Origin of the sequence: Panacagrimonas perspica (assembly GCF_004364935.1) — a bacterium.
GTDB lineage: Bacteria > Pseudomonadota > Gammaproteobacteria > Nevskiales > Nevskiaceae > Panacagrimonas > Panacagrimonas perspica.
The window spans coordinates 836,264-862,648 of sequence record NZ_SOBT01000009.1 but is presented as its reverse complement, the minus strand read 5'-3'; the positions used below and the strand labels follow the sequence as shown (position 1 = coordinate 862,648).

The window sequence follows — 26,385 nt, the reverse complement described above, 5'->3', positions numbered from 1 at the left end:
TCGTCCTGGAGAATCCGACGATTCATCTTCATGGAGCGCCCGGCGCGTGGCCCGGACCAGATTCCCGCATTACTTGGCTGGATTTGTCAGGCTCTTGAGCACGGCACGAAATCGGCACACGCTGGAGTCCTGTCATCAGGGCAGGTTTCTTGCTTCGTTGCTGTACCTCGAGGGGCCACCATGACCCGCATCTTCACCACCGATAGCGCGCCGCCGAACGAGACGACGGAATATTGGGTCGACGCGCTCTGCGATGCCTACGTCAAGCTCTCGTGCGAGCCGCTGGACGTCGGGTCCGACAAGCCTTTCGAAGGCCACATCCACCAGAACCAGATCTCGGCCGTCGACGTGTCGATCGTCAAGGGATCCGCGCAGAACGTGCAGCGGACGCGCCCGCTGATCGCACGCTCCGCCGAAGACGTCTTCATCGTCAGCATCCAGGCGCAGGGACGCAGTCTCATCCTGCAGGACAACCGCGAGGCCGAACTGCAGCCCGGCGATTTCGCGATGTACGACAGCACGCGGCCTTATTCATTGCTCTACCCGGATGGCCTGCACCAGATCACGCTCAAGGTGCCGCGCCAGCTGCTGATCGCGCAGCTTCCCAATGCCGAATCGCTGACCGCGATGAAAGTGTCGGGCCTCAAGGGCGCGGGTCATCTGATGATCAACATGATCCGCACCTTGCTCGCCGACATCGACGATCTCGACCCGATCTCCTACGACGCGATTTCGGCAAGCGTCGTGGATATCCTCACGGCCGGTTTGCGCTCGCTGGGCAAGGACACGCCGCCGCCGCTGTCGACCTTGGCGAATTACCACGTGCAGCGGATCCAGGCCTATGTGCGTGAACATCTGCACGAGCCTTCGCTGTCGGTGCAGAGCACGGCGCAGGCGTTGCAACTATCGATCAGCAGCATCTACCGCATCCTGGAATCGCAGGGCGTGACCTTGTCCGACTGGATCTGGACGCAGCGCCTGGATCGTTGTCGCCGCGATCTCGCCGATCCGCTGCTGGTGAATCTGACGGTGACGCAGATCGGATTCCGCTGGGGCTTCAGCGATGCCTCGCACCTGAGCCGCATGTTCAAGCGCGTCTACGGACTCGGGCCACGGGATTTTCGCGTACGCACCCTCGGCTCGGCACAAGCGTAATCCGTAGCCCGGGTGAAACCCGGGGTTTCCCTCGCAATTCGAGCAACGATCCCGGGTTTCACCCGGGCTACGGGTTCAGTCGATCTTCGGAAGCGCAACGCCGATCAGCACGTTCTTGCTGACCAGCGCGGCGAGCTGATCCTCGCTCCAGCCCTTGGTCCCCTGCGGCCGCAGCGGCAGCACCAGGAAGCGCGTCTCGGCGGTGGTGTCGACGACGCGGATCTCGACCGACTCCGGAAGATCCAGCCCCATCTCGCGCAACAGGCTGCGCGATTCGCGCACGACGCGCGAGCGGTACTCGAAGCTCTTGTACCAGTCGGGCGGCAGACCCAGGATCGGCCACGCGGTGCACGAGCACAGCGTGCAGACGATCACGTGATGCAACTGCGGCGTGTCGACGAGCGCGACGATGTATTCACCCTGCGGGCCGCCGTATCCCAGTTCCGCGCAGGCGGCGGTCGCGTCCTTCAGCAAGCGCTCGCGGAACGCCGGATCGGTCCAGGCCTTGGCGACGACGTGCGCGCCGTTCTGCGGCTTCCAGTCGTTCTCCGCGACGTGCGCGAAGTTCTCGATGTAGTCCTTGGGGATCAGGTTCTTCTCGTCCAGCGCTGCGCGTAGCGCGTTGGCGCGGGCGGCTTTCGATGCCAGCGGCGCTTCGGGGGAGTGGTGGTCGCTCATGGCGGTCTCCAGGGAATGGGATGGGGGACGACGCGGACTCAGATTTTCTCGAGGTAGCTTTCCCACAGATCGACGACGACGCTCGAGTTGTCGGCGGCATCGCTCCACAGATCTTTCGCCTCGAACTTCACGTGGTACGTGGGTTCGAGCTTGGCTTCGATGCCGTGTCCGGCGGAGCCGGCGAACGGGAAGGCATGCGTCGTCCGGTGCAGGATCGTGCCGCGCTTGCCGCGAACGTAGCGCGGCATGCGCGCGTGTCCACGGAAATGACCGGAACGCACGGCGACGGCATCCCCGGGCTGCAGGTCCAGGCTTTCGTCGCGCGCGCGTTCGCCGGGTGTCACCGGCAGTGCGAGCGGGAACCGCCCCCCGGCCTTGGCCTCGAGCGTCTCGTGCGTGATGTAACCCTTCTCGACGAACAATGCCGCCACCCCGGTGACGATGCGCTCGTAATAGCTCGACGTGAGGTAATGCCGCGGGTCCATGCGTTCGATCGCGTGGCGCAGCTCGTCGATCGTGAAGGCCTTGAGTTCGCCGGCGCCGACGAAGATCAGCGCATAGCCGATCGGCTCCCAGGATTCGTGGAACACCGGCTCGTTGGGCTCCGGCCGCACGACGCCGAATCCGTTGACGCCGCCCAGGTCATGCACACCGTCCATGCCGTCCTCCAGACCAGGTCCCCGGGCAGAATTGCCCAGAGGCTGCTGGGAGACACCGTAAGAAATCCGGAGCCCGCGCTCCTGCCCGGGCTTCTTCCATTCCTTGCTTCAGCTTCCTGCTGCCGTTGGATACTCTTTTTTCTCGGGACAAGCCGCTGATTGGAAAGCGATCGCGTCGCGGCTCCCAGGCAGATGAAGAAGGCGGGTTAGAAAAAATCCGCTGCGGGGGCTTGGCTCGGAGCCGCTGTCCGACTACTGTATATACGTACAGTGTTTCCGGCAGTAGCCCATGCTCACCCCCCGCCAGACCGACATTCTCGCGTTCATCCGCGCCTCCCTGGAGTCGCGCGGCGCGCCGCCTACGCGCGCCGAGATCGTCACCGAATTCGGCTTCGCCTCGCCCACCGCGGCGGACGATCATCTGAAAGCCCTTGCGAAGAAGGGCGTGATCGAACTGGTCCCGGGGGCTGCGCGTGGTATTCGCCTGCTCGAAGCCGTGCCCCAGCAATTCCAGCTTCCGCTGATCGGGCGTGTAGCCGCGGGCTCGCCGCTGCTCGCGCTGGAAAACCTCGAACGTCATGTGCCGGTGGAAGCCGACCTGTTCAAGCCGCGCGCGGATTACCTGCTGCGCGTGAGCGGCGAATCGATGCGCGACATCGGCATCCGCGATGGCGATCTGCTCGCGGTGCACCGTCAGGCCACCGCGCGCAACGGGCAGGTCGTCGTCGCCCGCATCGGCGACGAGGTCACCGTGAAACGATTCGAGCGGCGCGGCGACGTCGTGCGCCTGCTTCCCGAGAATGCCGATTTCGAGCCGATCCGCGTGGACCTGTCACGCGAGCCGCTAGAGATCGAGGGACTTGCGGTGGGTCTGCTGCGCACCGGCGGGTTCTCGCGCAACTGAGCACGCGCATGGAACCTCGCATCAGTTTCATCACGCTGGGCGTCGCCGATCTCGATCGCGCCACGCGTTTCTACGCCGATGTTCTCAAGCTGCCGCGCATCCCGATGCCGGATGACGCCGGCGTGAGCTTCTTCGAGATGGGCAAGACCTGGCTGTCGCTGTTCCCGCGCGAGGAACTGGCGAAGGACGCCGGCCTTGCGAATGATGGAGGCGGCTTCGCGGGTTTCACACTCGCGCACAACCTGGGTTCGATCGAAGCCGTCGATGCGCTGTTCGCGGAGCTGCGCGCGGCGAACGTGAAGATCGTCAAGCCACCTCATCGCGCCCCCTGGGGCGGCTATTCCGGCTACTTCGCCGACTCCGAAGGTTTTCTCTGGGAAGTCGCATGGAATCCGCACTTCCCGCACGCGTAGATCGCATCGATCCCCGCACGCTGCTGGGGCCGAAGGTCTGGCGCGCCACCGAACAAGCGCAGATCCGCACCGAACCCACCGGCTTCGACGTGCTGGATCGCGCCTTGCCCGGCGGCGGCTGGCCGCTGGGCGCTGTCAGCGAAGTGCTGCATGCGCAGCTCGGCGCTGGCGAGTTGAGCCTGGCGCTGCCGCTGCTCGCACGGCTCACCCAGGCCGGGCGACCCGTCGCGTTCGTCGCGCCGCCGATGCTGCCTTATGCACCGCGCCTGGCTGCTGCCGGCATCCAGCTATCCAAATTGCTCATCGTGGATCGCACGGAATCCGACAGCGAGCAGAACGCGCTGTGGTCGGCCGAGCAATTGCTGCGCGCCGCGGCCGGTGCGGTGCTGCTGTGGATCGAGAAAGCCGACGCGCACGCGCTGCGACGCCTGCAGCTCGCCGCCGAGGAGAGCGACAGCTGCGTGCTGCTCTATCGCTCCGAGCGCTACGCCGCGGAATCCACGCCCAGCGCGCTGCGTCTACGCATCTGGCGCCAGAACGCGGCGCCGCAGGTCGAAGTGCTGAAGTGTCGCGGGGCGCGGCCCTTGCCGATTCCTCTACGGGCTGCGGCATGAACCCGCATCTGCGCATCGCATGCTCTGGCTCTGCCTCCATCTTCCGCAACTGCCGCTGTCGGCGCTGGGTTCCCCGCACGCCGGCAGCGCTGTGGTCGATCAGCGGGGCTCGCAGCGCTGGCTGATCACGGACACGCCGGATTGCGCAGCGGGAACACCGCTGTCGCGTGCACAGTCGCTGTATCCCGATCTGAAAGTGCAGGTACGACGCCCCGGCGCAGAGCAGGAGACGCTGCGCAGCCTCGCGTACTGGATCTATCGCTTCGGGCAGCCGGTCACTGCCGAGATCCAGGATCTCGCCGAGCCCGGCCGTCGTCCGCGCGCGTTGCTGTGGGTGGAGATCGGCAACAGCCTTGCGTTGTTCGGTGGCCTGGACGTATTGCGCGATCGCTTGTGCAACGAATTGAAGGAACTGGGACACGCAGCGCAGATCGGCATCGCGCCCACGCGCGCGGGCGCTGCCTTGCTCGCCTGCATGGGTCACACCGATCCGATCACCGATACGGAAGCACTGTCGGCGTGTCTTGCGAACCTGCCGCTGTCTTCGTTGCACTGGCCGGGCGACGTGCTGCACTCGCTTTCGGGCGTCGGCTTCCGCCGGCTGGGCGATCTGTTCGCCGTTCCACGCGATGCGTTCTCGAAACGCTTCGGCACGCAGTACCGGCTCGAACTCGATCGCCTGATCGGCCATGCGCCCGAACCCTGCGACACGCTCGCGCCTCCCGAAAGCTTCCGCCGTCGCTTCGAGCTGAGCGCGGAGATCGAAGACGTCGAGCGTCTGCAGTTCCCGTTGAAGCGGCTGTGCACGGAGCTGCAGGCCTACCTGCGCACACGCGATCGCGGATTGCGCGGCGTGACGCTCGCGGTGATGCACGCCGGTGCGCGCGAGACGCGCATCCATGCACAGTTCGTCGATCCGCATCGGGAGGCCAAGCGCATCTTCGATGCCCTGCACGAGCGCCTCGAACGCGATGGCCTGCCGCTTCCGGCGCGCGATCTGGTGCTCATGGCCGAGGATTTCGCCGAGGCTTCCGTCCCGCAGAATGATTTCTTCGATGCACGCGCCGGTCAGGCGCAGGCTTGGTCGGCGGCGATCGAACGCATTCGCGGGCGGCTGGGTGAAGACAAAGTGTGGATGCCGCAGGCCGTCGAGGATCATCGGCCTGAACGCGCGATGCGCCGCGCAGCCGCGTTGCCCGCCAAACAGATTCCTGCTTTCTCCGGTCCTCTGCGGCCGAGCCTGCTGTGTGCGGAACCCTGGACTATGCCGCCACCGGCGCTTCCAGCAGGCACTGCGTTCGAACGCATCGAGTCGGGCTGGTGGGATGGCGATGACCAGCGCCGCGATTACACGATCCTGGATATCAACGGCGGCCGCGCCTGGGTGTATCGCGAAGTCGGTTCGGACAAGTGGTATCTGCACGGATGGTTCTCGTGACCGATCCGCTGCCTGTGGGTTATGCAGAGCTGCACTGCCTGTCGTGCTTCTCGTTCCAGCGAGGCGCATCGCAGGCCAAGGAATTGTTCGCGCAAGCCAGGGCGCTCGGATACCAGGCGCTCGCCATCACCGACGAGTGCTCGCTCGCAGGCATCGTGCGGGCACACGAGGCTTCCAAGGAATACGGACTGAAACTCATCGTCGGCTGCGAACTGCAGATCGATGACGGACCCAAACTGGTGTTGCTCGTAACGGACAAAGCCGCATACGAAGCGATGTCGGCGTTGATCACGCATGCACGGCGACGGAGCAAGAAGGGGGAATACCGCGTGCTGCGCGAGGACTTCACACTCCATGCGCAATCGGCCCTGGCTTTGTGGATTCCGGACGCAGCGGCAAGCGCGGATCACGCGGCCTGGATGCGCGACACGTTCGGCGAGCGCGCGTGGATCGGCGTGGAATTGCATCGCGGTCCGGGCGATCGCAAACGATTGACCCAGCTGCGTCGCGTCGGCGAGCGCTTCGGCCTGCCGCTCGTGGCCAGCGGTGATGTGCGCTACCACGTTCGTCAGCGCCGGCCGTTGCACGATGTGTTGACGGCGACCTTGCACGGCCTGCCGATCAGCGAGTGCGGCTATCGCCTGCTGCCCAACGCCGAGCGTCATCTGCATTCCTTTGAAGAATTGCAGGAACTCTATCCGCCGGATCTGCTCGAGCAGACGCTGCGCATCGCCGAGCGCTGCAACTTCGGCATGAAGGAGATCAAGTACCAGTATCCGAGCGAACTGGTAGAGCGAGGTCACACGCCGACGAGCTGGCTGCGACACCTCACCGAGGAGGGCATGCACGTACGTTGGCCTGAGGGCGTGCCCACTTTGGTGATCGATCAGATCGAGAAGGAGCTTCGACTGATCGCCGATCTTCAGTACGAACCCTTCTTCCTGACCGTGCACGACATCGTGCGTGAAGCAAGACGACTGAAGATTCTGTGCCAGGGTCGCGGCAGTGCTGCCAACTCGGCCGTGTGCTTTGCGCTGGGGATCACCGCAGTGACGCCCGAGGAGGGCAATCTGCTGTTCGAGCGCTTCCTGTCCAAGGAACGCAACGAACCGCCGGACATCGACGTGGACTTCGAGCACCAGCGGCGCGAAGACATCATCCAGTACGTGTTCAACAGGTACGGTCGCGATCGCGCGGCGATCGCGGCCACGGTGATCCACTACCGCAAGAAGCGCGCGATTCGCGACGTAGGCAAGGCGCTGGGCCTGGCGCCTGATCAGATCGATGCGTTCTCCAAGTCGCTCGCGTGGTGGGATCGCAAGGAGGCGCTGCCCGATCGCTTGCAGGAACTCGGCTTCGACCCTGCGGCTCCCGTTATCCGCAACTGGCTGGAACTCGTGGGCCAGCTCGTGGGCATGCCGCGACATCTGTCGCAGCATGTCGGTGGCTTCGTGATCTCCGACGGGCCGGTGTCGCGACTGGTGCCGGTGGAGAACGCGTCGATGCCGGACCGGACCATCATCCAGTGGGACAAGGACGATCTCGAGTCGCTCGGTTTGTTGAAGGTCGACGTGCTCGCGCTGGGCATGCTCAGCACCTTGCGGCGCAGCTTCGAGATGGTATCGACGATCCGGAATCAGCCGTTCGGCCTGACCGACGTGCCGAGGAATGATCGGCCCACCTACGACATGATCTGCAAGGCCAAGACCGTGGGCGTATTCCAGATCGAATCGCGCGCGCAGATGTCGATGCTGCCGCGTCTGAAGCCACGTGAGTTCTACGACCTCGTGGTGCAGATCGCCATCGTGAGACCGGGCCCGATCCAGGGCGGCATGGTTCATCCTTACCTGAAACGGCGGCAACAGCTTGAAAGGAATCCGAAAGCCGATTTCAAGATTCCGCCGAAGTTGCACAAGGCCCTGGAGCGCACGCTCGGCGTGCCGCTGTTCCAGGAGCAGGTGATGCAGATCGCGATCGACGGCGCGGACTTCTCGCCGGGCGAAGCCGATCAGGTGCGCCGCTCGATGGCGGCATGGAAACGCGACGGCGGACTCGAGCACTTTCACGACAAGCTCGTGACCGGCATGGCCAGGAATGGCCTCGGCGAGAAGTTCGCGGAGGACATCTACAAGATGGTGCTGGGTTTCGGCTCTTATGGATTCCCCGAATCGCATGCTGCGAGTTTCGCGGTGCTCGCCTATGCCTCGTCCTGGCTCAAGTGTCACGAGCCCGCGGCCTTCATCGCCGGCCTGATCAACTCGCAGCCGATGGGTTTCTATGCGCCGGCGCAGCTCGTGCAGGAAGCCCGTCGCAGCGACGTGAACGTGCTACCGGTGGACGTGATGCACAGCGACTGGGATTGCACGCTGGACGATCGCAACACGCTGCGTCTCGGGCTGCGCTGCATCAGCGGATTTTCCGAAGACGTGGCGCTGCGCATCGAGCGGGCGCGCAAAGACGCGCCGTTCTTCGATCTCGACGATCTCGTCGCCCGAGCGCTGCTCGATGTGCGCGATCGCCGCCTGCTCGCGGACAGCGATGCCTTGCGCACGCTCGTGGGTCATCGTCATCGCGCCCGCTGGTCCGCACTCGGCGCCGAGCGCCTGCCCGGCATGCTGTCCGGTCATGCGGCAAAGGAGCCACAGCTCGATCTGCTGCGTGCGCCGCACGAAACCCGGGACATCTTCGACGACTATGCGTCCACGGGCCTGAGCCTGCGGCGTCATCCCGTCGCGTTGCTGCGCGAGCGGCTCGACACGATTCGCGTGAAGCGCGCATCCGACCTGGAACAGATGGCGGATGGCCAACGCATCCGCGTCGCTGGCCTGGTCATCAACCGGCAGCGCCCGCAGACCGCGAAGGGCACGGTGTTCATGACACTGGAGGACGAGACCGGCTCACACAATCTGATCGTGTGGAGCTCGGTGATGGAGACACAGCGCCTCGAGGCGCTGCGCGCGAGTTTCCTGATCGTCAGCGGCGAGCTGCAGAAACAGCAGGGCGTCACGCACATCGTGGTACAGCGCTTCTACGACCGCAGTCACTGGCTCGGTGGGCTGACGACGTCGTCGCGCGATTTCCACTGAGCATGCGACCATGGCGGGATGTTTCGTATCGCACTCGCTCTATTCCTGTTCGCTTGCAGCGGCCACGCCGCTGCGCTGCGCGTGCAGCTCGACGTCGGCTCGATCGAACATCCAGCATTGCCGGCGCCTCTCACGAAGCTTCACTTCGACTGCGCGCTGGTGACATCCGCAAAGGTGCTCAGTTGCGCTGACGGCACGCTGCGCGCGGCCGTGCAGGATCAAACCGTGGAAGTGAAGTTCGATGGACGCCTGCAGCGCAACGGCGACTGGCAGGCCAAGGCGAAGGCCAAGGCACGCGCGATGACGCTGTCCGAACTCACCGGACGCTACGCCACCGACAAGCTGGATTTCGACCTGTCGGCGCAGATCATCGCAAAGGCCGGGCACATCGACGGAAAGGCGCAGGCGGCACTGCCGCGTGGGCAGATCTACATCGAACCGGTTTTCGTCGACTTCGGAGCCGCACCCGCGACGCTCGAGGCCACATGGAAGTTCGGCATTGCCGGCGGACGGCTCGATGTTCCGCAATTCGAGATCGTTCAGAACGGCGTGATGCACATCGCCGGTCGCGCGACGAAGGTCATGACGCCGAGGCCCGAGATCGAACTGCAGATCGAAGACCTTCTGCTTGCGCCTGTGTTCACGACCTATGCGCAGCCGTTCCTCGCGAGTTCGCGTCTCGAGAAGCTGAGCCTGTCGGGCCGCGCGCACGGCAGCGTGAGCCTGATCGCGGCATCGCCCACTCGTATCGCGCTGCAACTCGAAGGCGCAGGCCTCGAGTCCGAATCGTTTTCCACCGGGTTGAGCGGACTGGACGGCTCCCTCGCGTGGCAGTCGCAGGGCGAGGGTGCCGAATCCAGACTGCACTGGACTAGCGGGCATGTCGCGGACCTGAAACTCGGTGCGGCTGAACTGCGTTTCAGGACTTCGGTACGTGACGTGACGCTGCTCGCACCCTTGCGCATCCCGCTCGCCGGCGGCGCATTGAACATCCGCCAGCTCGCGGTGCAACGGGCAGGACAAGCCGACATGGCTGCGCTGTTCGATGCCGAGATCGAACCCCTGGACCTTCCCACCTTGACCCGCGCGTTCGGCTGGCCCGAGTTCGGTGGGCAGCTCGGCGGCCGACTGCCGGGCCTGAGCCTGAAGGACGGAGAACTGACCTTGAGCGGCGCGCTGACCGCACGTGCCTTCGATGGGGAAGTGACCGTCGATGGCCTGCGCGTCCTCGACGCCTTCGGTCGCGTCCCGCGCGTGGAGGCCGACATCCGCCTGCGCGATCTGGATCTCGCGGCCGTCACCGGCGCGTTCTCGTTCGGCCGCATCGAAGGCCGCCTCGACGGGGACGTGCAGGATCTGCGTCTGCTCAACTGGCAGCCGATCTCGTTCAAGGCCCGACTGGCGACGCCCAAGGACGATGAATCGCGTCATCGCATCTCGCAGCGCGCCATCGACAACATCTCCTCGATCGGCGGTGGGCCCACCGGCGTGCTGTCGCGTGGCGCCCTGCGCTTCTTCAAGGACTTCGTCTACGACCGCATCGGCTGGAGCTGCGTGCTGGCCAAGGGCGTCTGCACGATGGATGGCATCGAGAAGGCCAGGAACGGTGGCTACGTGCTGGTGAAGGGCAGGCTGGTTCCCCGCATCGACGTCGTCGGCTATTCCCGCCAGGTCGACTGGAACACCTTCATCGCGCAGCTCAAGGACGCACGCAACACCGACAACATCCAGGTGCGATGAGGGACGCGGGCGCTGGCGATCCGGTAGGGAGCGGGGCTCTTTTCAAGCTCCTCCGACTCGGGTAGCGGTCCTAGCTGGCAGGATCGGCGGGTGGACCGGATAGAATCGACCCATGTCCAACACCTTGACCCGCGGCGTTCGCATCGTGGCCCAGCCGCGCTATGTGCCCGACCAGTCCGATCCGGCAGCGCGCCGGTACTTCTTCTCGTACCACATCACCATCCGCAACGAGGGTGAAAACACGGTGCAACTCGTGTCGCGCCACTGGGTGATCACCAATGGCGAGGGGAAGGTCGAGGAAGTGCGCGGACCGGGTGTCGTCGGTCACCAGCCGATCCTCGCGGCTGGCGAGGCCTTCGAATACACCAGCGCCTGTCCGCTCGACACGCCCGTGGGCACCATGCACGGCGAGTTCAACATGATCCTGGCGGATACCCGCGAAGCCTTCGACGCGCGCATCGTACCGTTCCGTCTCGCGGTGCCCAACGCGCTGAACTGAGGGACGCGCCGGTCGGACGTCCCCGGGATCAGTTCACCTCGAAGCGCATGCGGGCGATGAGCTGACCCTGCGGCGTGCGCAGGTCGACGCGCCAGTTGCCGCGCGAATCTTCCGGAAAATTCTGCTTGCGGCTGTAGGTCCGGAAGCCGCCCTCGCGACCGCCCGAGATCTGCGCAGGAATGCGGTCGACGAGCTCTCCTTCGCGATGCCAGTCGAACACCACCGCCTGCGACAAGCCCGTCGGCGCCCGTACGGCAACGAACGCGATGCCGCCGCTCAGTTGCAAGGCGCCCGTGCCGAACACCTTGATCGGATAGCCCGGCTCCAGCCCTTCGATGCGATCGGTGATGCGCGCTTCGCGCACCCAGAGGCCCGCTGGCGGAATCGCGGCACGCGAGGCCCACATCAGCGGGAATGCAGCGGCCAGCGCCGCTACGCCGAGCAGACGCATCTTGTTGTTCGGCGCCGCGATCAGCATGCGCGGCAGGCTCAGCACTAGGCTGCCGGCCGTGATCGCCAGCGATAGCGGTAGCGCTTGATCCAGCGGTAGATGCAGCGCCACCGGCAGCACGACGAGCGCCGCGATCAACGTGCAGTAGGCGTGCAGCGCAGATGAAAGTCCCGCGTGCGGAGCGATGCGATGCAGGTAGATCGGGTCCAGCGAAACCAGGATCGCGACGATCGCGGCGACGCCGACGAAGAGCATCTGCCCAGGTTCGAGCACCATCGCACCGAACAGGAAGGGCAGCGCGAAGAACAGGATCTCCTGCTGGATCTGCTGCGTGACGAAGCGCACCGCGCTGATGCTCAGACGCCCGTTCGAACGCGCAACCACCCAACGGCCGATCAGGTTTTCCGCGAACAGCCAGGGCCAGCCGAGCAGGGCGATCACCGCGATACCGCGCGCCAGCCCCTCGCCACGCTGGAACAGGAAGAAGCTGATCCAGCCGACCGAGAAGCTGACGGTGGGCATCAGCCAGGGATAACGATCGAGGAAACGATTCGCCGTCTGCAGGCGCGCATCGAATCGCGACAGCGCGGCGGCGCGCCTGGAGGGTGGGCGCAACTCCGGCAACGGGCGCGCAGCGGCGGGGATGGAGGTGAGGACGGGGACGAATGCGGCCGATATCGGGGCGGGGGCGGGAACCACCCGGGTCATGTCGTTTTCGTCGTCCTCCGGCATCAACGACAGTTCGAGCACGGGCTCCACCGGCGGCCGAAACAACGGACCGACGGGCTCAGGATCGACGACGGGAGGCGAGGGCGTAACCGGCTCGACGAAGACGGTGTTGAATGCTTCCGCTCGCGCAGCCGCTGTCTGCAACTCTTGAGGGACCACGGGCGGAATCGGATCGATCTCCCGCCTCAAGGGCTCCAGCGTCGGTGCCGCGCGCGCCAGCGCTGCGGCAGTCGAAGCGGGTGCCGTTTCGACGGCGCCCGGCAGTTCGATCAAGGAAGGATCCGGCAGCGCGCCTTCGCTTGCAGGCGGCTTGGCTGCCGGCAGTGTCGCCCGCACCGGCGGTTCGAGGTCGACGCGGATTGTCGGCACATCCGACTGGTCGGGATCCAGTGAAGGTTCCACGCGCGTCGTTCCCGCCGTTCGGCTCGGAATCAGAGACGGACTCGGCGGGACGCGGGACTTCATGCGAGGCACGAGGCCGGAAGATCGGGGAGGGTCACGAGGATCAAGCGGACGACCATGCAAAAATGTCGGCCGAGTGTCGTGCCACTAGCTGAATACCAGCTTTGCGGAACGCCTCGGCCGATCCCATTCCAGACAACGTCCACCCCCGCACGGGCGAGGGCGGACCACCTGTTACCAGTGCTCGCCCTTGAACACGTTGGCGAAGACCATCTGTTCGATGCTGGGCTTCTGGCCGTCCTTGCGCCCCTTTGCCGCCGAAGAAGACGGGAAGAGCTGGAAACCCTTCGACAGGATGTAATCGTTGACCTTGGGCCACAGCGCGTAGCTGATCGAAGCCGCGGTGCCAAGCGTCGTCGCGATGGACTTCGGTCGTTCGACGATCGCCTTGATGACCGTGTTGGCGGCGTCGTCGGGACTCCACGTCGGCACGTAGTCGTAGATCTTGGTCGGCGCAATCATCGGCGTGCGCACCAGCGGCATGTAGATCGCGGTGGTGTGGATGTTGTGTGCGCGCACTTCGGCCGACAGGCAGCGCGTGAAGGCATCGAGCGCGGACTTGCTGGCGACGTAGGCCGAAAAACGCGCCGCGTTCGCCAGCACACCGATGGAGCTCACGTTGATGATCTGACCGCTCTTGCGTTTAGCCATGCCCGGCAGCAGCGCCAGGATCAGGCGCACGGCGCCGAAATAATTGAGCTGCATCGTGCGTTCGAAATCGTGGAAGCGCGTCGTGGATTCCATGACGCCACGGCGGATCGACCGACCGGCGTTGTTGATCAGGATGTCGACGTGGTCGAAGTCGCGCAGCACTTCTTCGGCCATGCGATCGATGTCCTTCATGTCCGAAAGATCGCAGGGATAGACGTGCGCTTCTCCGCCGGCCTTCTCGATGATCGATCGCGTCTCGTCGAGCTTTTCCTTCGTGCGTGCGACGAGAATGACTTTCGCACCGGCAGCGGCGAGCTTCTTGGACGTGTTGAAACCGATGCCGCTCGATGCGCCCGTGACGAGCACGACTTTTCCGGAGAGCTTCTGCATCTGGCGCGGCGTGATCTTGACCTTGAGGTCGAGGAACAGCTCCCAGTACTGCCAGAGCTTGTCGACGTAGTCGCGGATATCAGGGCAACGAACGTCCGTGTCCTTCAGCGCGGCGCGTGCTTGGCGATCGTCGAAAACGGCTTGATTGAAGGCGTAGCCGAGGACGGACAGCGGAACACCGATCGCATCGGCGATCTGCTTTTTGGTCTTTTCGGGAACCGCGTTCTGAAGTCGCTTGGCCAGCGGCTTCATCGCACGCGGCATGCGCGGAATCGGAACACGCTTGGCGAACTCAGGACCGTGTGCCGCCTCGAGGAAAGCCTGCAGCAGATCGCCGACGCTCGGCGAATTCGACTGCATCAGATGGAAGCATTTGCCATCGAGTCCGGGCTTGTGCGCAATCGCATCCATCGCGCTCGCCACGTAATCGACCGGTGCGATCGCGACCTTCCCGCCATCGATTCCCAGAAGCGGCAGCCACTTCGGGACGCGATAACTGATCTGCTGGATCGCTTTGGCGAAGTAATAAGGTCCGTCGATCTTGTCCATCTCGCCGGTCTGCGAATGGCCGACGACGACACCTGGACGGTAGATGCGGAATGCCACCCGCGCTTCGCTTCGCACGATCGCCTCACTCTGATACTTCGTGCGGTAGTACGGATGCGTGATGCTCTGGCCTTCATCGAACATGTTCTCGGTGAACTTGCCGACGAACTTGCTGCCGGCCACCGCGACGCTGGAGACGTGGTGCAGCACGACATCGCCACCAAGCTCGTTGGCGAAGGCGACGACGTTGCGCGTGCCCTCGTTGTTGACGCGGTCAGCCGTCTCGTCGTCCATGTTCATGTCGTAGACGGCGGCGAGATGGAACAGGTGCTGGATCTTGCCCTTGAGCTTCTTGAGGTCTTCAGAGGCCATCAGTCCGGACGTCGTGATGTCGCCGGAGACGATGTGCAGCTTTTTCTTCAGGTCGCCGTAGCGCTCGGCGATGTCCTCGAACTTTTCGCGCGACGATTCCCGCACGAGGACGTACACCTTCGACTCTTCACGCGCGAGCAGATGTTCGAGCAGGAATTTGCCGATGAATCCGGTGGCGCCGGTGACGAGGTAATTCATGGAGAGCTCCGCAGGCTTCCTCAACGGAGCGCTAGTGTACCGGCGAGAAACCGCCGGCCCTTCGCATCGCGGACACCACGCGATGCCGCACGGCCAGCGTGGCCGGATCGCGGCGGGGCCGCTCGGAAGAGGCTGCCTACCTGCCGAAGCAGCGGGCCGCGGCGACGAGTCGCCGCAGCCTCAAACTTTCGCCTTGGTCGCCTCGCGGGCGCGAATGCCGCCCATCACGTACTCGAGGACCTCGCGCAGCAATTCTTCCGGCTGCGAAGGATGGTCGCGGTGATACCAGTTGGGTACATGGGCGAGCACGCCGAGAATCATCGAAGAGACCAGGTCCGGATCGGCCGCGCGGAAACTGCCGTCCTTCTGCCCCTGCAGCACGATCTTGCGGATCACGGCGAAATTCTTTCGCGGCCCTTCGCGGGCCCAATCTCCGATCGCGCCCTTCATGCGTACGAGATCGCGATTGAGCAACGCAATTTCGAGCGGGTGCTGAAGGATGATGGTGACGCGCGAGCGCACGAACAACTCAAGTCGCTCTATGGCGCTTCCGCTCGTGTCGAGATCAGCTTCGCCCTCGAACAACGCGCGCACATTGTTGACCAGGCGCGCGTAGATCTCTTCCTTCGAATCGAAGTAGTGATACAGGCTGCCTTTGACGATGCCGGCTGCCTCGGCGATGTCGCTCAGCTTGGTGCCGGCGAATCCCTTGCGCCAGACGACTTCAACGGCAATCTGAAGGATCTCCTCGTCTCGCGAGAGGTCGCGCGCCACGGCGCGTCCCAGGCGAGGTCGCCCGCGGCGGCGTCCTGTCGGGCCATCCTGAAGCGCCGCCACCGGAGATCGGCCGCCGACATTCGAGGGTGTAGAGCGGGCGGTTCCATCGGCATCACCGGCCGGAGAACCATGGAGGATGCTGACAACCTTCGGGCTAATTGGAAACGGCATGTCGCAAAAAAGGCTGAGAGGCGGAAGGTGCCGGAGCAGTACACGTGCGGTCCGCTTGTGCCGTCGTGATCGAATAAAACACGTAGTTACGCGCTCAGAGGTTCCATACGCTGCAAGCGCTCAGACTTTGGTCGACTCCGGTTCATCACGGTCCGCGGCTCGAAAGTACACGGTGGTGCTCCATCGCCGTTGATGGGCGCCACCGTAATCGACGAATCGGGCTCAGACGTCCAGGTTGCCGACCTGCAACGCGTAGCGTTCGATGAACTCGCGCCGGGGCTCGACCTGCTCACCCATCAGCGTGGTGAACATCTGGTCGGCAGCCACGGCGTCTTCGACCTGGACACGGACGAGACGACGGTTGGCCGGGTCGAGCGTGGTCTCGTGAAGCTGCTCGGGATTCATCTCGCCCAGACCCTTGTACCGCTGCACCCCGAGTCCACGACGAGCTTCCGCCGAGAACCAATCAAATGCATCGTCTATATTATTGATAATAATAGTTTTTTCACCGCGCTGAACGGATGTGCCTTCCCCGATCAGCGCACTTCCGCTGGAACGTAGAGACGCCATCCGGCGGTAATCGCCGCTCGCGAAGAAATCGGAGCCGAGGTTGATGACGTGCTCGGTTCCATGGAGTCGACGGGTGACCTGGACCAACGGCCCGTCCGTGCCCAGCACGGCACGCACGCCGTGATCGCCCTGATGGTTATTTCGATTGAGGCGAGCCGCGAGTTTTTCGCCCCAGACCGGCAATTCAGAGTCAGTGGGAATGGGAGGCAGCGCGAAGAGCTGACGCAGGACATTCTCGTCGTAGCGGCGGGCGAGTCGGGCGATGCCGATCATCACTTCTGCGTACTCGTGGATCAGTTCCTTAAGACGGTCCGCATCGATCGGAGCGGCGGCTCCTCCTGGAATCAGCTCCGCCCCATTGAGCGCCGATTTAAGCAGCCATTCGGACAGCTCGCGATCATCCTTCACATAGGCTTCCTGCTTGCCTGACTTCAGCTTGTACAGCGGCGGCTGCGCGATATACACGTGGCCACGTTCGATGAGCGTGTACATGTGGCGGTAGAAGAACGTCAGCAGCAACGTACGGATGTGGGCGCCGTCCACATCCGCGTCCGTCATGATGATGATGCGGTGGTAACGCAGCTTCTCCGGCTTGAATTCGTCCTTACCGATACCGCAGCCGAGCGCCGTGATCAGCGTGCCGACCTCGGCAGACGACAGCATCTTCTCCAGACGGGCGCGTTCGACGTTCAGGATCTTGCCCTTCAGCGGAAGAATCGCCTGGAAATGGCGGTCGCGGCCCTGCTTGGCGGAGCCACCGGCGGAGTCACCCTCGACCAGGAAGATCTCCGACTTCGCAGGATCCTTTTCCTGGCAATCGGCGAGTTTGCCCGGCAAGCCGGCAATATCCAGAACACTCTTGCGACGGTTCAGTTCCTTGGCCTTTCGAGCCGCCTCGCGCGCTCGAGCCGCTTCGACGACCTTTGCGGCCACGATCTTCGCTTCGCGGGGATTCTCGAGCAGGAAGTCCTTGAGCTTGTCTCCAATAACCGCCGACACCGCCGGTGTGACTTCGGAGGAGACCAACTTTTCCTTGGTCTGACTCGAGAACTTGGGATCTCGGATCTTGATCGACAGAACAGCGGTGAGCCCTTCACGGCTGTCGTCACCGATCATCGTGACCTTTTCCTTCTTCGCGACGCCCTCTGATTCGAGGAAATCGCCCAGCACCCGGGTCAGCGCGTTGCGGAAGCCGGTGAGATGCGTACCGCCGTCTTTCTGCGGAATATTGTTCGTGAAGACGAAGACGTTCTCGGTGTAGCTGTCATTCCACTGCAGCGCAGCTTCGACGACAACTCCTTCGTGTTCCGCGGCGATGTTGAGGATCGTCGAGTGAATGGGCGTCTTCGCCTTGTTCAGATACTCGACGAACGCCTGAATACCGCCCTTGTACTCGAATACGTCCTCACGGCCGGTCGCTTCTTCGCGGAGCACGATCCGAACGCCGGAATTGAGAAACGAAAGCTCCCGGAGCCGGCGAGCCAAGATCTCGTAATGGAAAACGAGGTTCGAGAAGATTTTCGGGCTGGGATGGAAGCGTACTGTCGTTCCGCGCTTTTCCGAGGGGCCTACCACCGCCAGCGGAGCAACCGGATCACCCATCCGATATTCCTGATGATGATGCTTGCCGTCCCTGTGGATATCCAACACCAACAGATCAGACAGCGCGTTCACGACGGACACGCCAACTCCGTGCAATCCGCCGCTAACCTTATAGCCAGACCCCCCAAATTTACCGCCAGCGTGAAGGATCGTCATGATTACTTCGGCGGCAGAACGGCCTTCTTCTTTGTGGATATCGGTGGGGATACCTCGGCCGTTGTCGTTTACGGAAACACTTCCATCGCTGTGCAGGTTTACGCCAATTTCACTGCACCATCCCGCGAGAGCCTCGTCGATCGCGTTGTCCACAACCTCGAAAACCATATGGTGCAGCCCAGTTCCGTCATCGGTGTCCCCGATGTACATGCCGGGCCGCTGGCGTACTGCCTCAAGACCTTTGAGCACCCGGATCGATGAGGAGTCGTAACTACCCTGAATAGCGGTAGAGGGCTTAGGGGTCTCGTCAGCTTCGTCGGTCATCTGATCCATCTATTTATGCAGCGCATTTAAGGACCGAATTGTCCCATGTTCCACGTGGAACAACCCACCCTCTCCAAGGCCCGCGATCGCTGGTTTCTCGAACGCAGTAACAAATTTCTGTCCGCGATACTCGATCAAGGCCGCGGCGAGCCTCGATTGGAATTCCGTCGATAACTCTGCAGCGAAGTCGTCCAGCAACAAGATTGGCGCTGGAGCGCCCGCTGCCGCCAATAATTCCGCCTGAGCGAGCACCATCGCGGTAATGAGTAGCTTTTGCTGTCCCCGACTGACCCTTCCCTTAGCCTTCGCGTGATTCAGGCGAACCTTCAATTCGGCGCGATGCGGCCCCTGAATAGTCGCGCCAAAGCGCCGATGCTGATCCAGGTTTCGATCGAGCAATTCGCGGAAGTCCTCCCCATCCGGCCACCCTCGTTGCCATTCACAAGTCGCATCACTTGTTCCGAGCAACCGCTGAACCCAAGCCGATAGACCTGCTGAAGCAGCTCTCACGTGAGATAGCCGCATCGCTGTGAGCGTTTCTCCCGCTGCGACCAACTCCTCGTTCCAGGCTTGGACCGCCCGATCTTCAAGTTGGTCGCGAAGAGCACTGTTTCGCTGTTTGAGGGCTCGTTGATATCGGCGCCAGACATCGAGGAACAAATGTTCCACGTGGAACACACCCCAGTCCACAAAACTGCGCCTATAAGACGGCCCCTCATCCAGGAGTCGATGAGCGAGCGGATCAATCAACTGAATCGGGACCAATCTCACAACGTCGGAGATGCGGGCGTTCTTGGTATCGTCGAGGCGTATCTCGGATCCCTGGCGGTTCCAGCCTAGTCCGACGCGATGCCGTTCCTGATCCGTCTCCAGGAAAACATTCCATTCCGGGCGCTCTGCGCCGCAGAGTTCGGAAAGGCTCAACGCTCGAAAGCTGCGACCACGAGCGGCGACGAAAAGCGCTTCCAGCAAGCTCGTCTTTCCGGCGGCGTTGCCGCCGGTGATCAGGTTCAGTCCCGAATGAGGCTGAATCTCCAGGCTCCGGTACAGGCGGAAATTCTCGCCCCTCAACAGGGCGACCGCCATTTCAGAGTCGCATCGGCATGATCACGTACTTGCTCGACGGATCGCCAGATTGGTAGACCAGACCACTTGAATCGGAATTCTTGAGTTCGAGCACGATCTCGGCACCTGGAATCGCGCCCAGCGCGTCCAGCAGATAGTTGACGTTGAAGCCGATCTCGAGAGCTCCGCCAGCGTATCCGACCTCCACCTCTTCCTCTGCTTCCTCGTGTTCTGGGTTGTGTGTCTGCAACTTCAGCGAGCCTTCCGAAAGCTGGAGACGGACACCCCGAAACTTCTCGTTCGAAAGAATCGCAGTACGAGCCAGGGATTTGCGCAGAATCTCCCGGTCCGCAACGACGCGCTTGTCGCCGTGCTCCGGAATCACGCGCTCGTAGTCCGGGAAACGCCCATCGATCGTCTTCGTCGTCAGCCGCACGACGTCGATATCGATCTGAACCTGGCCCTGTCCGATCACCAATCGAATCTCAGCGTCGCTGTTGTCCAGCAGTCGGCTTAGCTCCAGAACCGACTTGCGCGGCAGGATCGCCTGGACCGACTCGGTCAAGCCGGTGTCGCCAACATGCTCGCTGAACGCAAGACGATGACCATCCGTAGCAACTGCGCGCAGGCGCTTGGCGTTGCCGTCGATCAGAAGGCCGTTGAGGTAATAGCGCACGTCCTGCTGCGCCATCGCGAACTGCGTCTTCTCGAGAAGGCCCTTGAGTTCTGTTCGCTTGAGCACCAGCGCCCGCCCGCCGGTGACGGCGCCCATCGCGGGAAATTCGTCCGCCTTCAAGGCGGACAACGAGAAGCGGCTCTTGCCGGACTTCAGCGTCACTCGATCGGCGCCCGATTCCAGCGTGATCTCGGCGCCCTCGGGCAGCCCTCGACATATATCGAACAACTTCCGGGCCGGCACCGTGACCTTGCCCGGAGACAGATTCTGCACGGTGGCACGGGCGATCAACTCCATTTCCAGATCGGTACCCGTGACGATCAGTTCGTCCTCTTTGGCTTCGAGCAGGAAATTTGCGAGGACCGGCAAGGTCTGGCGACGTTCGACGACGCCAACGACTGCCTGCAGAGCCGTCAACAACTCGTTTCTCCCCACCTGAATCTTCATAGCGTCACCCGGCCTTTGCTTGGTTTCTTTTAAGACTACTTAGCATTAGTAAGCCCCGCGTATCGGCGGGGATTAAATCTAAAAAATCACTTTATTCAAAAACTTATATCGAATCTGATGCCTCTGAAACGCACCTCGGCGATGCTGGAGGCGTTCTGGACAAGCTGTGGATGAAATTCCCTCTCCACGCGCCCCACAGTCTGTCCACAAGCTTGCCGGGTACCCCTGCATACGATTTCAGTAACTCAACTGCCGCAACAGATTTTCATAGTCCTCGCGAATCCGGAGATCCGTCTGGCGCAATTCCTCGATCTTGCGACTGGCGTGCAAAACCGTCGTGTGGTCCTTCTCGAACGCTTCGCCGATGTCCGGATAGCTGTGCTCGGTGAGTTCACGTGCGAGCGCCATCGCGACCTGGCGCGGACGGGCCAGCATCCGCGAGCGCCGAGGCGAGCGAAGGTCCTTGAGCGGAATGTTGTAGTACTTGGCGACCGTCGACATGATGTTGTCGATCGTCACCTTGCGTTCGTAGTGCGCCAGCATGTCCCGAAGCGTCTGGCGCGCGAACTCCACCGTGATGGCCTCGCCCTGCAAGCGCATGCCGGCCGACAGCCGCAGCAGCACGCCCTCGAGCTCGCGCACGTTGGAACGCACATGCTGGGCGACGAAGAACGCCACCTCGTTGGATAGCGACAGTCCGAATTGCTCGGCTTTCGACAGCAGGATCGCGACGCGCGTCTCCAGATCCGGCGGTTCGACCGATACGGTCAGGCCCCACGAAAAGCGCGACTTCAGGCGATCCTCGAGCCGGTCCAGGTCCTTCGGGAACCGGTCGCAGGTCAGAATGATCTGCTTGCGGCCGTCCATCAGGCTGTTGAACGTGTGGAAGAACTCTTCCTGCGTCGCCGACTTCCCGGCGAAGAAGTGGATGTCGTCGATCAGCAAGGCGTCGGCAGAGCGATACAGCGCCTTGAACTCCTCGCTGGTGTTGTGCCGCACGGCCGAGATGAACTGGTTCATCCACTGTTCCGACGGCACGTAAACCACTCGCGAGTTCTGGTTTCGTCGCAGCAGCGCGTGCCCAACGGCGTGCATCAAATGCGTTTTGCCCAGACCCGGCCCCCCGTAGATCAGCAGCGGGTTGTACGCCACGCCAGGCGACTCGGCGACCTGCTGTGCCGCCGCGCGGGCCTGCGAGTTGGACTTTCCCTGGATGAAGGACCCGAACGTATAGCGCGGATCCAGCCGATTGCTCGTGATCAGCCGTTCGACGTCAGGCGTATCGTCACCGCTGGCCGAACCGTTGCCCCGCGATTCGGCAGCGGCAGTCACGTCGACTTCGATGTCCTCACCCCCACTGGCGAGCCAGGCGCGCTGGATGCGCGCGCAGAAGTCCACGCGGACGCGTTCCATCACCATTCTGTTGGGGGCCACCAGGACCAGCCTGTCCCCTTCTCGCCGGGCCTGCAGGGGCCTAATCCAGGTGTTGAGTTCGGAGGTGCCCAACTCGGACTCGAGGCGCTGTACGCACTGGGCCCAACCGTGATCTTCCACCAGTGCCATGGGCGATTTGTTGATGTCGAATTGCGAAGCGGGGGGGAACCGCGAGTCTATACCGCGCATGGGTAGTTATCCACAGGTGCGATGAGGTACACCGGCTTGTACGCGCGCTATTTCAGCCGCTACACTCCGCGCCCTTTTTTCCGCGCCGAGCTTCCGACGATGAAACGCACCTATCAGCCACACGCGCTCCGTCGTAAGCGCACCCATGGCTTCCGCGCCCGTATGGCCACCGTGGGCGGCCGCAAGGTCCTCGCCCGCCGTCGCGCCAAGGGCCGCGCCCGCCTGATCCCGTAGTCGATCGGCGACGGCTGCCGGTCGTTTGACGGGCTTTCCGCGATCGGTCCGCCTGCTCCGCCCTGCGGAGTTCAAGCGGGTCATATCGGAAGGGCGCAAGCGACGAAGCAGCAGTTTCACCGCGTTCGAGCACGCGGGACAGGGTGATGGCGCGAAATTCGGGATCACCGTTTCGCGCAAGGCCATGCCCCGTTCGGTCGATCGGAACCGATTCAAGCGAATAGCCCGCGAGAGTTTTCGCGCCGCGATGCCGCTCCCGAGCTGTGACGTGGTGATCATGGCCGCGCACGGCGCACGCACGATCGACCGGCGCCAGCTCGCCACCGAGCTGCAAGAGTATTGGAGACGTCTGCGCGAGCGATGGCCAGCCTCCTCATCTTCCTGATCCGCTGTTATCAGCGCGTCCTCAGCCCGTTCATCGGCAATCAGTGCCGATTTCACCCGACCTGTTCGCACTACGGTGTCGAGGCGCTGCGCAAGCACGGCGCCCTGCGCGGCTCGTGGCTGACACTGCGCCGGGTCGCACGCTGTCATCCTCTTAACCCCGGCGGCATCGATCCTGTCCCCGATCGCCAGAACTAGAACGACCGAAGAAATGGAAAACCGCCGGTTCATGCTGATCGCGCTTCTCGCGGTCGTAGTGTTCTTCCTCTATCAGGCTTGGCAGGACGATTACGGTCCGAGAAGCCAGGCCAAAGCGACGGCGACAGCCGCCGCCCCGGCAACTGCCTCCACGTCAGCGGAATCCGCCGTCAAGGTTCCTGACAATTCGCCCGCGATGGCAGCGCCGCACTCCGGCGATACACCCTCCGCGATCCCCGCCGCCACGATCGAGGCAACGGCGTCGGCTGCGGCCGGCCAGACGATTACGGTAGTCACCGACGTCGTCGAAGCGCACATCAGCCTTACGGGTGGCGAGATTCGCCGGCTTGATCTGAGCCATTACCCGATCTCGAAAAAAATTCCTGACGCGCCGCTGCCCTTCCTCAATGACAAGGATGGCCAGTACTTCATTTTCCAATCCGGGCTCGCCGGCACGACGAAGCCGATCGCCAGTAGCGACACGATGTTCACGTCGCCGCAGTCGGAATATCGCCTCGCCGACGGTGCCAACCAGCTCGACGTGGTGCTCGACCATGTGGGCGATGACGGCGTGACCGTACGCAAGACCTATCGGTTCACGCGCGGCAGCTATCGCATCGATCTCGAGCAGAGCGTCGCCAACAGCAGCGCCGCAGCGCTCACGGTCAGCCCGTATGCGCGCTTCGTGCGCAACGAGCATGTCGTCGGCGACCTGCCGAAGTTCGTGGCGACCTTCCTCGGCGTCGGCTTCTACGAGCGCAAGGACGACGGCAAGAAATTCCGCTTCGTGAAAACCAAGCTGGACAAGCTCGGCGAGAAGGCGTTCGAGAAGCGGCAGACGGGCGGCTGGATCGCGATGCTCGAGCACTACTTCGTCGCGGCCATCCTGCCGCCGGCGGATGCCGAAGGCGTCTACTCGGCAAAGCCCGGCAAGGACCACACGTTCAACGCTCAATATGTGGCCACCGGTGTGAGCGTTGCGCCCGGTGCGACGAAGAGCTTTGCTACGTCTCTGTATGCAGGCCCTCGCCTGCAGGACAGCGTCGTGATGATGGGGAAAGACGGCAAGCTGGTGGAGCATGCCGGCTTGAACGACGTGACCCCGGGCCTCGAATACACGGTCGACTACGGAATCCTGACGCCGATCTGCGAGCCGTTGTTCTGGCTGCTCGCGAAATTCCACACGCTGACCGGCAACTGGGGCGTGGCCATCATTCTGCTGACGCTGCTGGTCAAAGGACTCTTCTACAAGTTGTCCGAAGCACAGTACCGCTCGATGGCGAAGATGAAGAAATTCGCGCCGCGCATCGCGGACATCAAGGAGCGTTACGGCGACGACCGCGAGAAGATGTCCAAGGCAATGATGGATCTGTACAAGAAGGAAGGCTTCAACCCGCTCGCGGGTTGCTGGCCGCTGCTCGTGCAGTTCCCGGTGTTCATCGCCCTCTACTGGGTGCTGCTCGAGAGCGTTGAGTTGCGCCAAGCCGACTTCGCGCTGTGGATCAACGATCTGTCCGCGCCGGATCCTTTCTACGTACTGCCGGTGCTGTTCGGCATCACGTTCTTCATCCAGCAGAAGTGGTCGGGTTCGACTGCCACGATGGATCCGATGCAGCAGAAGATCATGAACGTGATGCCCATCATGATGACGGCGTTCTTCGCGTTCTTTCAGGCGGGCCTGGTGCTCTACTGGTTCGTCTCGAATCTGATCGGCATGGCGCAGCAGTGGCTGATCAACCGCAAGCTGAGCGGCGAAGGCCTGGGCAAGACCAAGCCTGCGTGATGTGGCGCCGATGAGCGATCGCAGCGTCGACACCATCGCTGCGATCGCGACGGCACCAGGTCGCGGTGCCGTCGGCATCCTGCGCCTGTCCGGACCGCTGGCATTCGTGATCGCGGAAAAGATGAGCGGCGCGCTCCCTGCTCCGCGCACCGCAGCCCTGCGCTTCTTCCACGACGCTCAAGGCGAGCGCTGCGATCGCGGACTGGTGCTTTGTTTCGACGCACCTCGCTCGTATACCGGCGAAGCCGTCGTCGAGATGCAGGGCCACGGTGGTCCTGCGGTATTGGATCTTCTGCTCGGCGCGGCCTGCGCGCATGGTGCGCGCATTGCCCGCCCGGGCGAATTTTCCGAACGCGCATTCCTCAACGGCCGGCTCGATCTGGCCCAGGCCGAAGCGGTCGCCGATCTGATCGATGCGTCGAGCCGCGCGGCCGTTCTGGCTGCGCATCGAGCGCTGGACGGCGAATTCTCGCTACGTGTTCTCACCCTTGCCAGGCGGTTGCTGGATCTGCGCGTCTTCGTCGAAGGCGCTCTGGATTTCTCGGACGAGGACATCGACTGGCTTTCGGATGCACAGCTCGGCCAAGGCCTGACCGACGCGGAGGTCGAGCTCTCGCGCCTGCTCGCCCAGGCAAGCCAGGGCCGCAGGCTTCGCGACGGCATGGTCGTGGCCATCGCGGGCCGTCCGAATGTCGGCAAATCGACCTTGCTCAACCGGCTGGCCCGGGCCGAGGTGGCCATAGTCAGCGAAATCCCCGGTACGACGCGCGATGTGCTGCGCGAGCACCTGGTCCTCGACGATCTGCCTTTGACGATGGTCGATACAGCCGGGCTGCGAGATACCCAGGATCCTGTCGAGGCGGAAGGGATCCGGCGCGCCTGGCAGGCTTTCGAGCGCGCCGAGCTGGCGCTGTTCGTAGCCGAAGACGCGGCTGGCCTGACCGAAGCCGATCGCGCACTGCTCGCGCAGTTGCCGTCGACAGCACGGCAGATCCTCGTCTTCAACAAGTGCGACCTCAGCGGCGCGGCATCGGGTGCGTTCGTGCGCGAGGGCCGCGATGCCCTGCGCATCTGTGCTGCAACGGGCGAGGGCCTGGACGCATTACGGGCCGCGATTCGCGCGACGGCCGGCCTGGATGAACAAATGGAGGGCGTCTTCAGCGCACGGGCGCGCCATCTGGACGCCCTGCATCAGACACAGCGGCATCTGCAAGCTGCCCGGATGCAATTGGGCTTGGGCACTGCAGCCGAACTGGCAGCCGAGGAATTGCGCCTCGCGCACGACGCCCTGGGCACCATCACCGGTCGGACGACGACCGAGGACCTGCTCGGCGCGGTGTTTTCGCGGTTCTGCATCGGAAAATGACGAACGGCGAGCTCTGCCGCATGC

At 63.3% G+C, this 26,385-nt stretch carries 22 protein-coding genes; 13 read left to right on the top strand and 9 right to left on the bottom strand.

The window, feature by feature from the left end; all coding sequences use genetic code 11:
- Nucleotides 1–180 precede the first annotated feature (180 nt).
- Complete coding sequence (locus DFR24_RS15415; RefSeq protein WP_162851239.1) at nucleotides 181–1,155, top strand: AraC-like ligand-binding domain-containing protein; 975 nt, start codon at nucleotides 181–183, stop codon at nucleotides 1,153–1,155.
- Nucleotides 1,156–1,230: 75 nt separating this feature from the next.
- On the opposite strand, the gene nthA is transcribed toward DFR24_RS15415, so the two are convergent.
- Nucleotides 1,231–1,833: a nitrile hydratase subunit alpha gene (gene nthA / locus DFR24_RS15410; protein ID WP_133882276.1), complete on the bottom strand. Its 603-nt coding sequence runs from the start codon at nucleotides 1,831–1,833 to the stop codon at nucleotides 1,231–1,233.
- Nucleotides 1,834–1,871: 38 nt separating this feature from the next.
- Complete coding sequence (gene nthB / locus DFR24_RS15405; protein ID WP_133882275.1) at nucleotides 1,872–2,492, bottom strand: nitrile hydratase subunit beta; 621 nt, start codon at nucleotides 2,490–2,492, stop codon at nucleotides 1,872–1,874.
- Nucleotides 2,493–2,781: 289 nt separating this feature from the next.
- Between nthB and lexA the strand changes: the two genes are divergently transcribed.
- From lexA to apaG, 7 genes are all read left to right on the top strand, one after another.
- On the top strand, nucleotides 2,782–3,396 hold the full coding sequence (gene lexA / locus DFR24_RS15400) for a transcriptional repressor LexA (protein WP_133882274.1): 615 nt from the start codon (nucleotides 2,782–2,784) through the stop codon (nucleotides 3,394–3,396).
- Between the two features lie 8 nt (nucleotides 3,397–3,404).
- A complete protein-coding gene (locus DFR24_RS15395; RefSeq protein ID WP_133882273.1) occupies nucleotides 3,405–3,809 on the top strand; it encodes a VOC family protein in 405 nt (134 codons plus the stop codon).
- Nucleotides 3,782–4,423 (top strand): translesion DNA synthesis-associated protein ImuA, encoded by a 642-nt coding sequence (gene imuA, locus DFR24_RS15390; protein ID WP_133882272.1) that lies wholly within the window; start codon nucleotides 3,782–3,784, stop codon nucleotides 4,421–4,423. Before DFR24_RS15395 ends, imuA begins: the two co-directional genes overlap by 28 nt.
- Before the next feature lie 19 nt (nucleotides 4,424–4,442).
- Nucleotides 4,443–5,861 (top strand): Y-family DNA polymerase, encoded by a 1,419-nt coding sequence (locus tag DFR24_RS15385; protein WP_133882271.1) that lies wholly within the window; start codon nucleotides 4,443–4,445, stop codon nucleotides 5,859–5,861.
- Nucleotides 5,849–8,947 carry an error-prone DNA polymerase gene (locus DFR24_RS15380; RefSeq protein ID WP_210772664.1) on the top strand — a complete coding sequence of 1,033 codons (3,099 nt, stop codon included), beginning with the start codon at nucleotides 5,849–5,851 and terminating at the stop codon, nucleotides 8,945–8,947. Before DFR24_RS15385 ends, DFR24_RS15380 begins: the two co-directional genes overlap by 13 nt.
- Nucleotides 8,948–8,965: 18 nt before the next feature.
- Nucleotides 8,966–10,687 (top strand): translocation/assembly module TamB domain-containing protein, encoded by a 1,722-nt coding sequence (locus DFR24_RS15375; protein ID WP_133882270.1) that lies wholly within the window; start codon nucleotides 8,966–8,968, stop codon nucleotides 10,685–10,687.
- 112 nt (nucleotides 10,688–10,799) lie between these two features.
- Nucleotides 10,800–11,186 (top strand): Co2+/Mg2+ efflux protein ApaG, encoded by a 387-nt coding sequence (gene apaG, locus DFR24_RS15370; RefSeq protein ID WP_133882269.1) that lies wholly within the window; start codon nucleotides 10,800–10,802, stop codon nucleotides 11,184–11,186.
- Nucleotides 11,187–11,214: 28 nt separating this feature from the next.
- Here the strand turns inward: apaG and DFR24_RS15365 are convergent, their stop codons facing one another.
- The 7 genes from DFR24_RS15365 to dnaA form a co-directional block, all read right to left on the bottom strand.
- Nucleotides 11,215–12,768: a DUF5924 family protein gene (locus DFR24_RS15365; protein ID WP_162851238.1), complete on the bottom strand. Its 1,554-nt coding sequence runs from the start codon at nucleotides 12,766–12,768 to the stop codon at nucleotides 11,215–11,217.
- 234 nt (nucleotides 12,769–13,002) lie between these two features.
- A complete protein-coding gene (locus DFR24_RS15360; RefSeq protein ID WP_133882267.1) occupies nucleotides 13,003–14,985 on the bottom strand; it encodes an SDR family oxidoreductase in 1,983 nt (660 codons plus the stop codon).
- 180 nt (nucleotides 14,986–15,165) lie between these two features.
- Complete coding sequence (locus DFR24_RS15355; protein ID WP_162851237.1) at nucleotides 15,166–15,759, bottom strand: TetR/AcrR family transcriptional regulator; 594 nt, start codon at nucleotides 15,757–15,759, stop codon at nucleotides 15,166–15,168.
- A 396-nt stretch (nucleotides 15,760–16,155) separates the two neighbouring features.
- Nucleotides 16,156–18,585 carry a DNA topoisomerase (ATP-hydrolyzing) subunit B gene (gene gyrB, locus DFR24_RS15350; protein WP_133882572.1) on the bottom strand — a complete coding sequence of 810 codons (2,430 nt, stop codon included), beginning with the start codon at nucleotides 18,583–18,585 and terminating at the stop codon, nucleotides 16,156–16,158.
- A 9-nt stretch (nucleotides 18,586–18,594) separates the two neighbouring features.
- On the bottom strand, nucleotides 18,595–19,671 hold the full coding sequence (gene recF / locus DFR24_RS15345; protein WP_133882265.1) for a DNA replication/repair protein RecF: 1,077 nt from the start codon (nucleotides 19,669–19,671) through the stop codon (nucleotides 18,595–18,597).
- Nucleotide 19,672: 1 nt separating this feature from the next.
- Nucleotides 19,673–20,773, bottom strand: a complete 1,101-nt coding sequence (gene dnaN, locus DFR24_RS15340; RefSeq protein WP_133882264.1) for a DNA polymerase III subunit beta — start codon at nucleotides 20,771–20,773, stop codon at nucleotides 19,673–19,675.
- A gap of 237 nt (nucleotides 20,774–21,010) precedes the next feature.
- Nucleotides 21,011–22,330, bottom strand: a complete 1,320-nt coding sequence (gene dnaA, locus DFR24_RS15335; protein ID WP_407075123.1) for a chromosomal replication initiator protein DnaA — start codon at nucleotides 22,328–22,330, stop codon at nucleotides 21,011–21,013.
- A gap of 165 nt (nucleotides 22,331–22,495) precedes the next feature.
- On the opposite strand from dnaA, the gene rpmH reads away from it, so the two are divergent.
- From rpmH to mnmE, 5 genes are read left to right on the top strand one after another with little or no spacing between them, the layout of a single operon-like run.
- Complete coding sequence (gene rpmH / locus DFR24_RS15330; protein ID WP_133882262.1) at nucleotides 22,496–22,630, top strand: 50S ribosomal protein L34; 135 nt, start codon at nucleotides 22,496–22,498, stop codon at nucleotides 22,628–22,630.
- Nucleotides 22,631–22,655: 25 nt separating this feature from the next.
- Entirely contained in the window at nucleotides 22,656–23,015 is a 360-nt protein-coding gene (rnpA, locus tag DFR24_RS25355) for a ribonuclease P protein component (protein WP_133882261.1), read from the top strand.
- The gene (gene yidD / locus DFR24_RS15320) at nucleotides 22,991–23,212 is read left to right on the top strand and encodes a membrane protein insertion efficiency factor YidD (protein WP_133882260.1); all 222 of its coding nucleotides are present in this window, start codon (nucleotides 22,991–22,993) and stop codon (nucleotides 23,210–23,212) included. The genes rnpA and yidD overlap by 25 nt, the downstream gene beginning before the upstream one ends.
- A 13-nt stretch (nucleotides 23,213–23,225) precedes the next feature.
- Nucleotides 23,226–24,995 carry a membrane protein insertase YidC gene (yidC, locus tag DFR24_RS15315; RefSeq protein ID WP_133882259.1) on the top strand — a complete coding sequence of 590 codons (1,770 nt, stop codon included), beginning with the start codon at nucleotides 23,226–23,228 and terminating at the stop codon, nucleotides 24,993–24,995.
- 10 nt (nucleotides 24,996–25,005) lie between these two features.
- Nucleotides 25,006–26,361: a tRNA uridine-5-carboxymethylaminomethyl(34) synthesis GTPase MnmE gene (mnmE, locus tag DFR24_RS15310; protein ID WP_133882258.1), complete on the top strand. Its 1,356-nt coding sequence runs from the start codon at nucleotides 25,006–25,008 to the stop codon at nucleotides 26,359–26,361.
- Nucleotides 26,362–26,385 lie beyond the last annotated feature (24 nt).

Bases quoted from the DNA above. Each gene is read 5' to 3' on its own strand.
- DFR24_RS15415 (WP_162851239.1), top strand. From the start codon at position 181: ATGACCCGCATCTTCACCACCGATAGCGCGCCGCCGAACGAGACGACG.
- nthA (WP_133882276.1), bottom strand. From the start codon at position 1,833: ATGAGCGACCACCACTCCCCCGAAGCGCCGCTGGCATCGAAAGCCGCC.
- nthB (WP_133882275.1), bottom strand. From the start codon at position 2,492: ATGGACGGTGTGCATGACCTGGGCGGCGTCAACGGATTCGGCGTCGTG.
- lexA (WP_133882274.1), top strand. From the start codon at position 2,782: ATGCTCACCCCCCGCCAGACCGACATTCTCGCGTTCATCCGCGCCTCC.
- DFR24_RS15395 (WP_133882273.1), top strand. From the start codon at position 3,405: ATGGAACCTCGCATCAGTTTCATCACGCTGGGCGTCGCCGATCTCGAT.
- imuA (WP_133882272.1), top strand. From the start codon at position 3,782: ATGGAATCCGCACTTCCCGCACGCGTAGATCGCATCGATCCCCGCACG.
- DFR24_RS15385 (WP_133882271.1), top strand. From the start codon at position 4,443: ATGCTCTGGCTCTGCCTCCATCTTCCGCAACTGCCGCTGTCGGCGCTG.
- DFR24_RS15380 (WP_210772664.1), top strand. From the start codon at position 5,849: ATGGTTCTCGTGACCGATCCGCTGCCTGTGGGTTATGCAGAGCTGCAC.
- DFR24_RS15375 (WP_133882270.1), top strand. From the start codon at position 8,966: ATGTTTCGTATCGCACTCGCTCTATTCCTGTTCGCTTGCAGCGGCCAC.
- apaG (WP_133882269.1), top strand. From the start codon at position 10,800: ATGTCCAACACCTTGACCCGCGGCGTTCGCATCGTGGCCCAGCCGCGC.
- DFR24_RS15360 (WP_133882267.1), bottom strand. From the start codon at position 14,985: ATGAATTACCTCGTCACCGGCGCCACCGGATTCATCGGCAAATTCCTG.
- gyrB (WP_133882572.1), bottom strand. From the start codon at position 18,585: ATGACCGACGAAGCTGACGAGACCCCTAAGCCCTCTACCGCTATTCAG.
- recF (WP_133882265.1), bottom strand. From the start codon at position 19,671: ATGGCGGTCGCCCTGTTGAGGGGCGAGAATTTCCGCCTGTACCGGAGC.
- dnaN (WP_133882264.1), bottom strand. From the start codon at position 20,773: ATGAAGATTCAGGTGGGGAGAAACGAGTTGTTGACGGCTCTGCAGGCA.
- rpmH (WP_133882262.1), top strand. From the start codon at position 22,496: ATGAAACGCACCTATCAGCCACACGCGCTCCGTCGTAAGCGCACCCAT.
- yidD (WP_133882260.1), top strand. From the start codon at position 22,991: ATGGCCAGCCTCCTCATCTTCCTGATCCGCTGTTATCAGCGCGTCCTC.
- yidC (WP_133882259.1), top strand. From the start codon at position 23,226: ATGGAAAACCGCCGGTTCATGCTGATCGCGCTTCTCGCGGTCGTAGTG.
- mnmE (WP_133882258.1), top strand. From the start codon at position 25,006: ATGAGCGATCGCAGCGTCGACACCATCGCTGCGATCGCGACGGCACCA.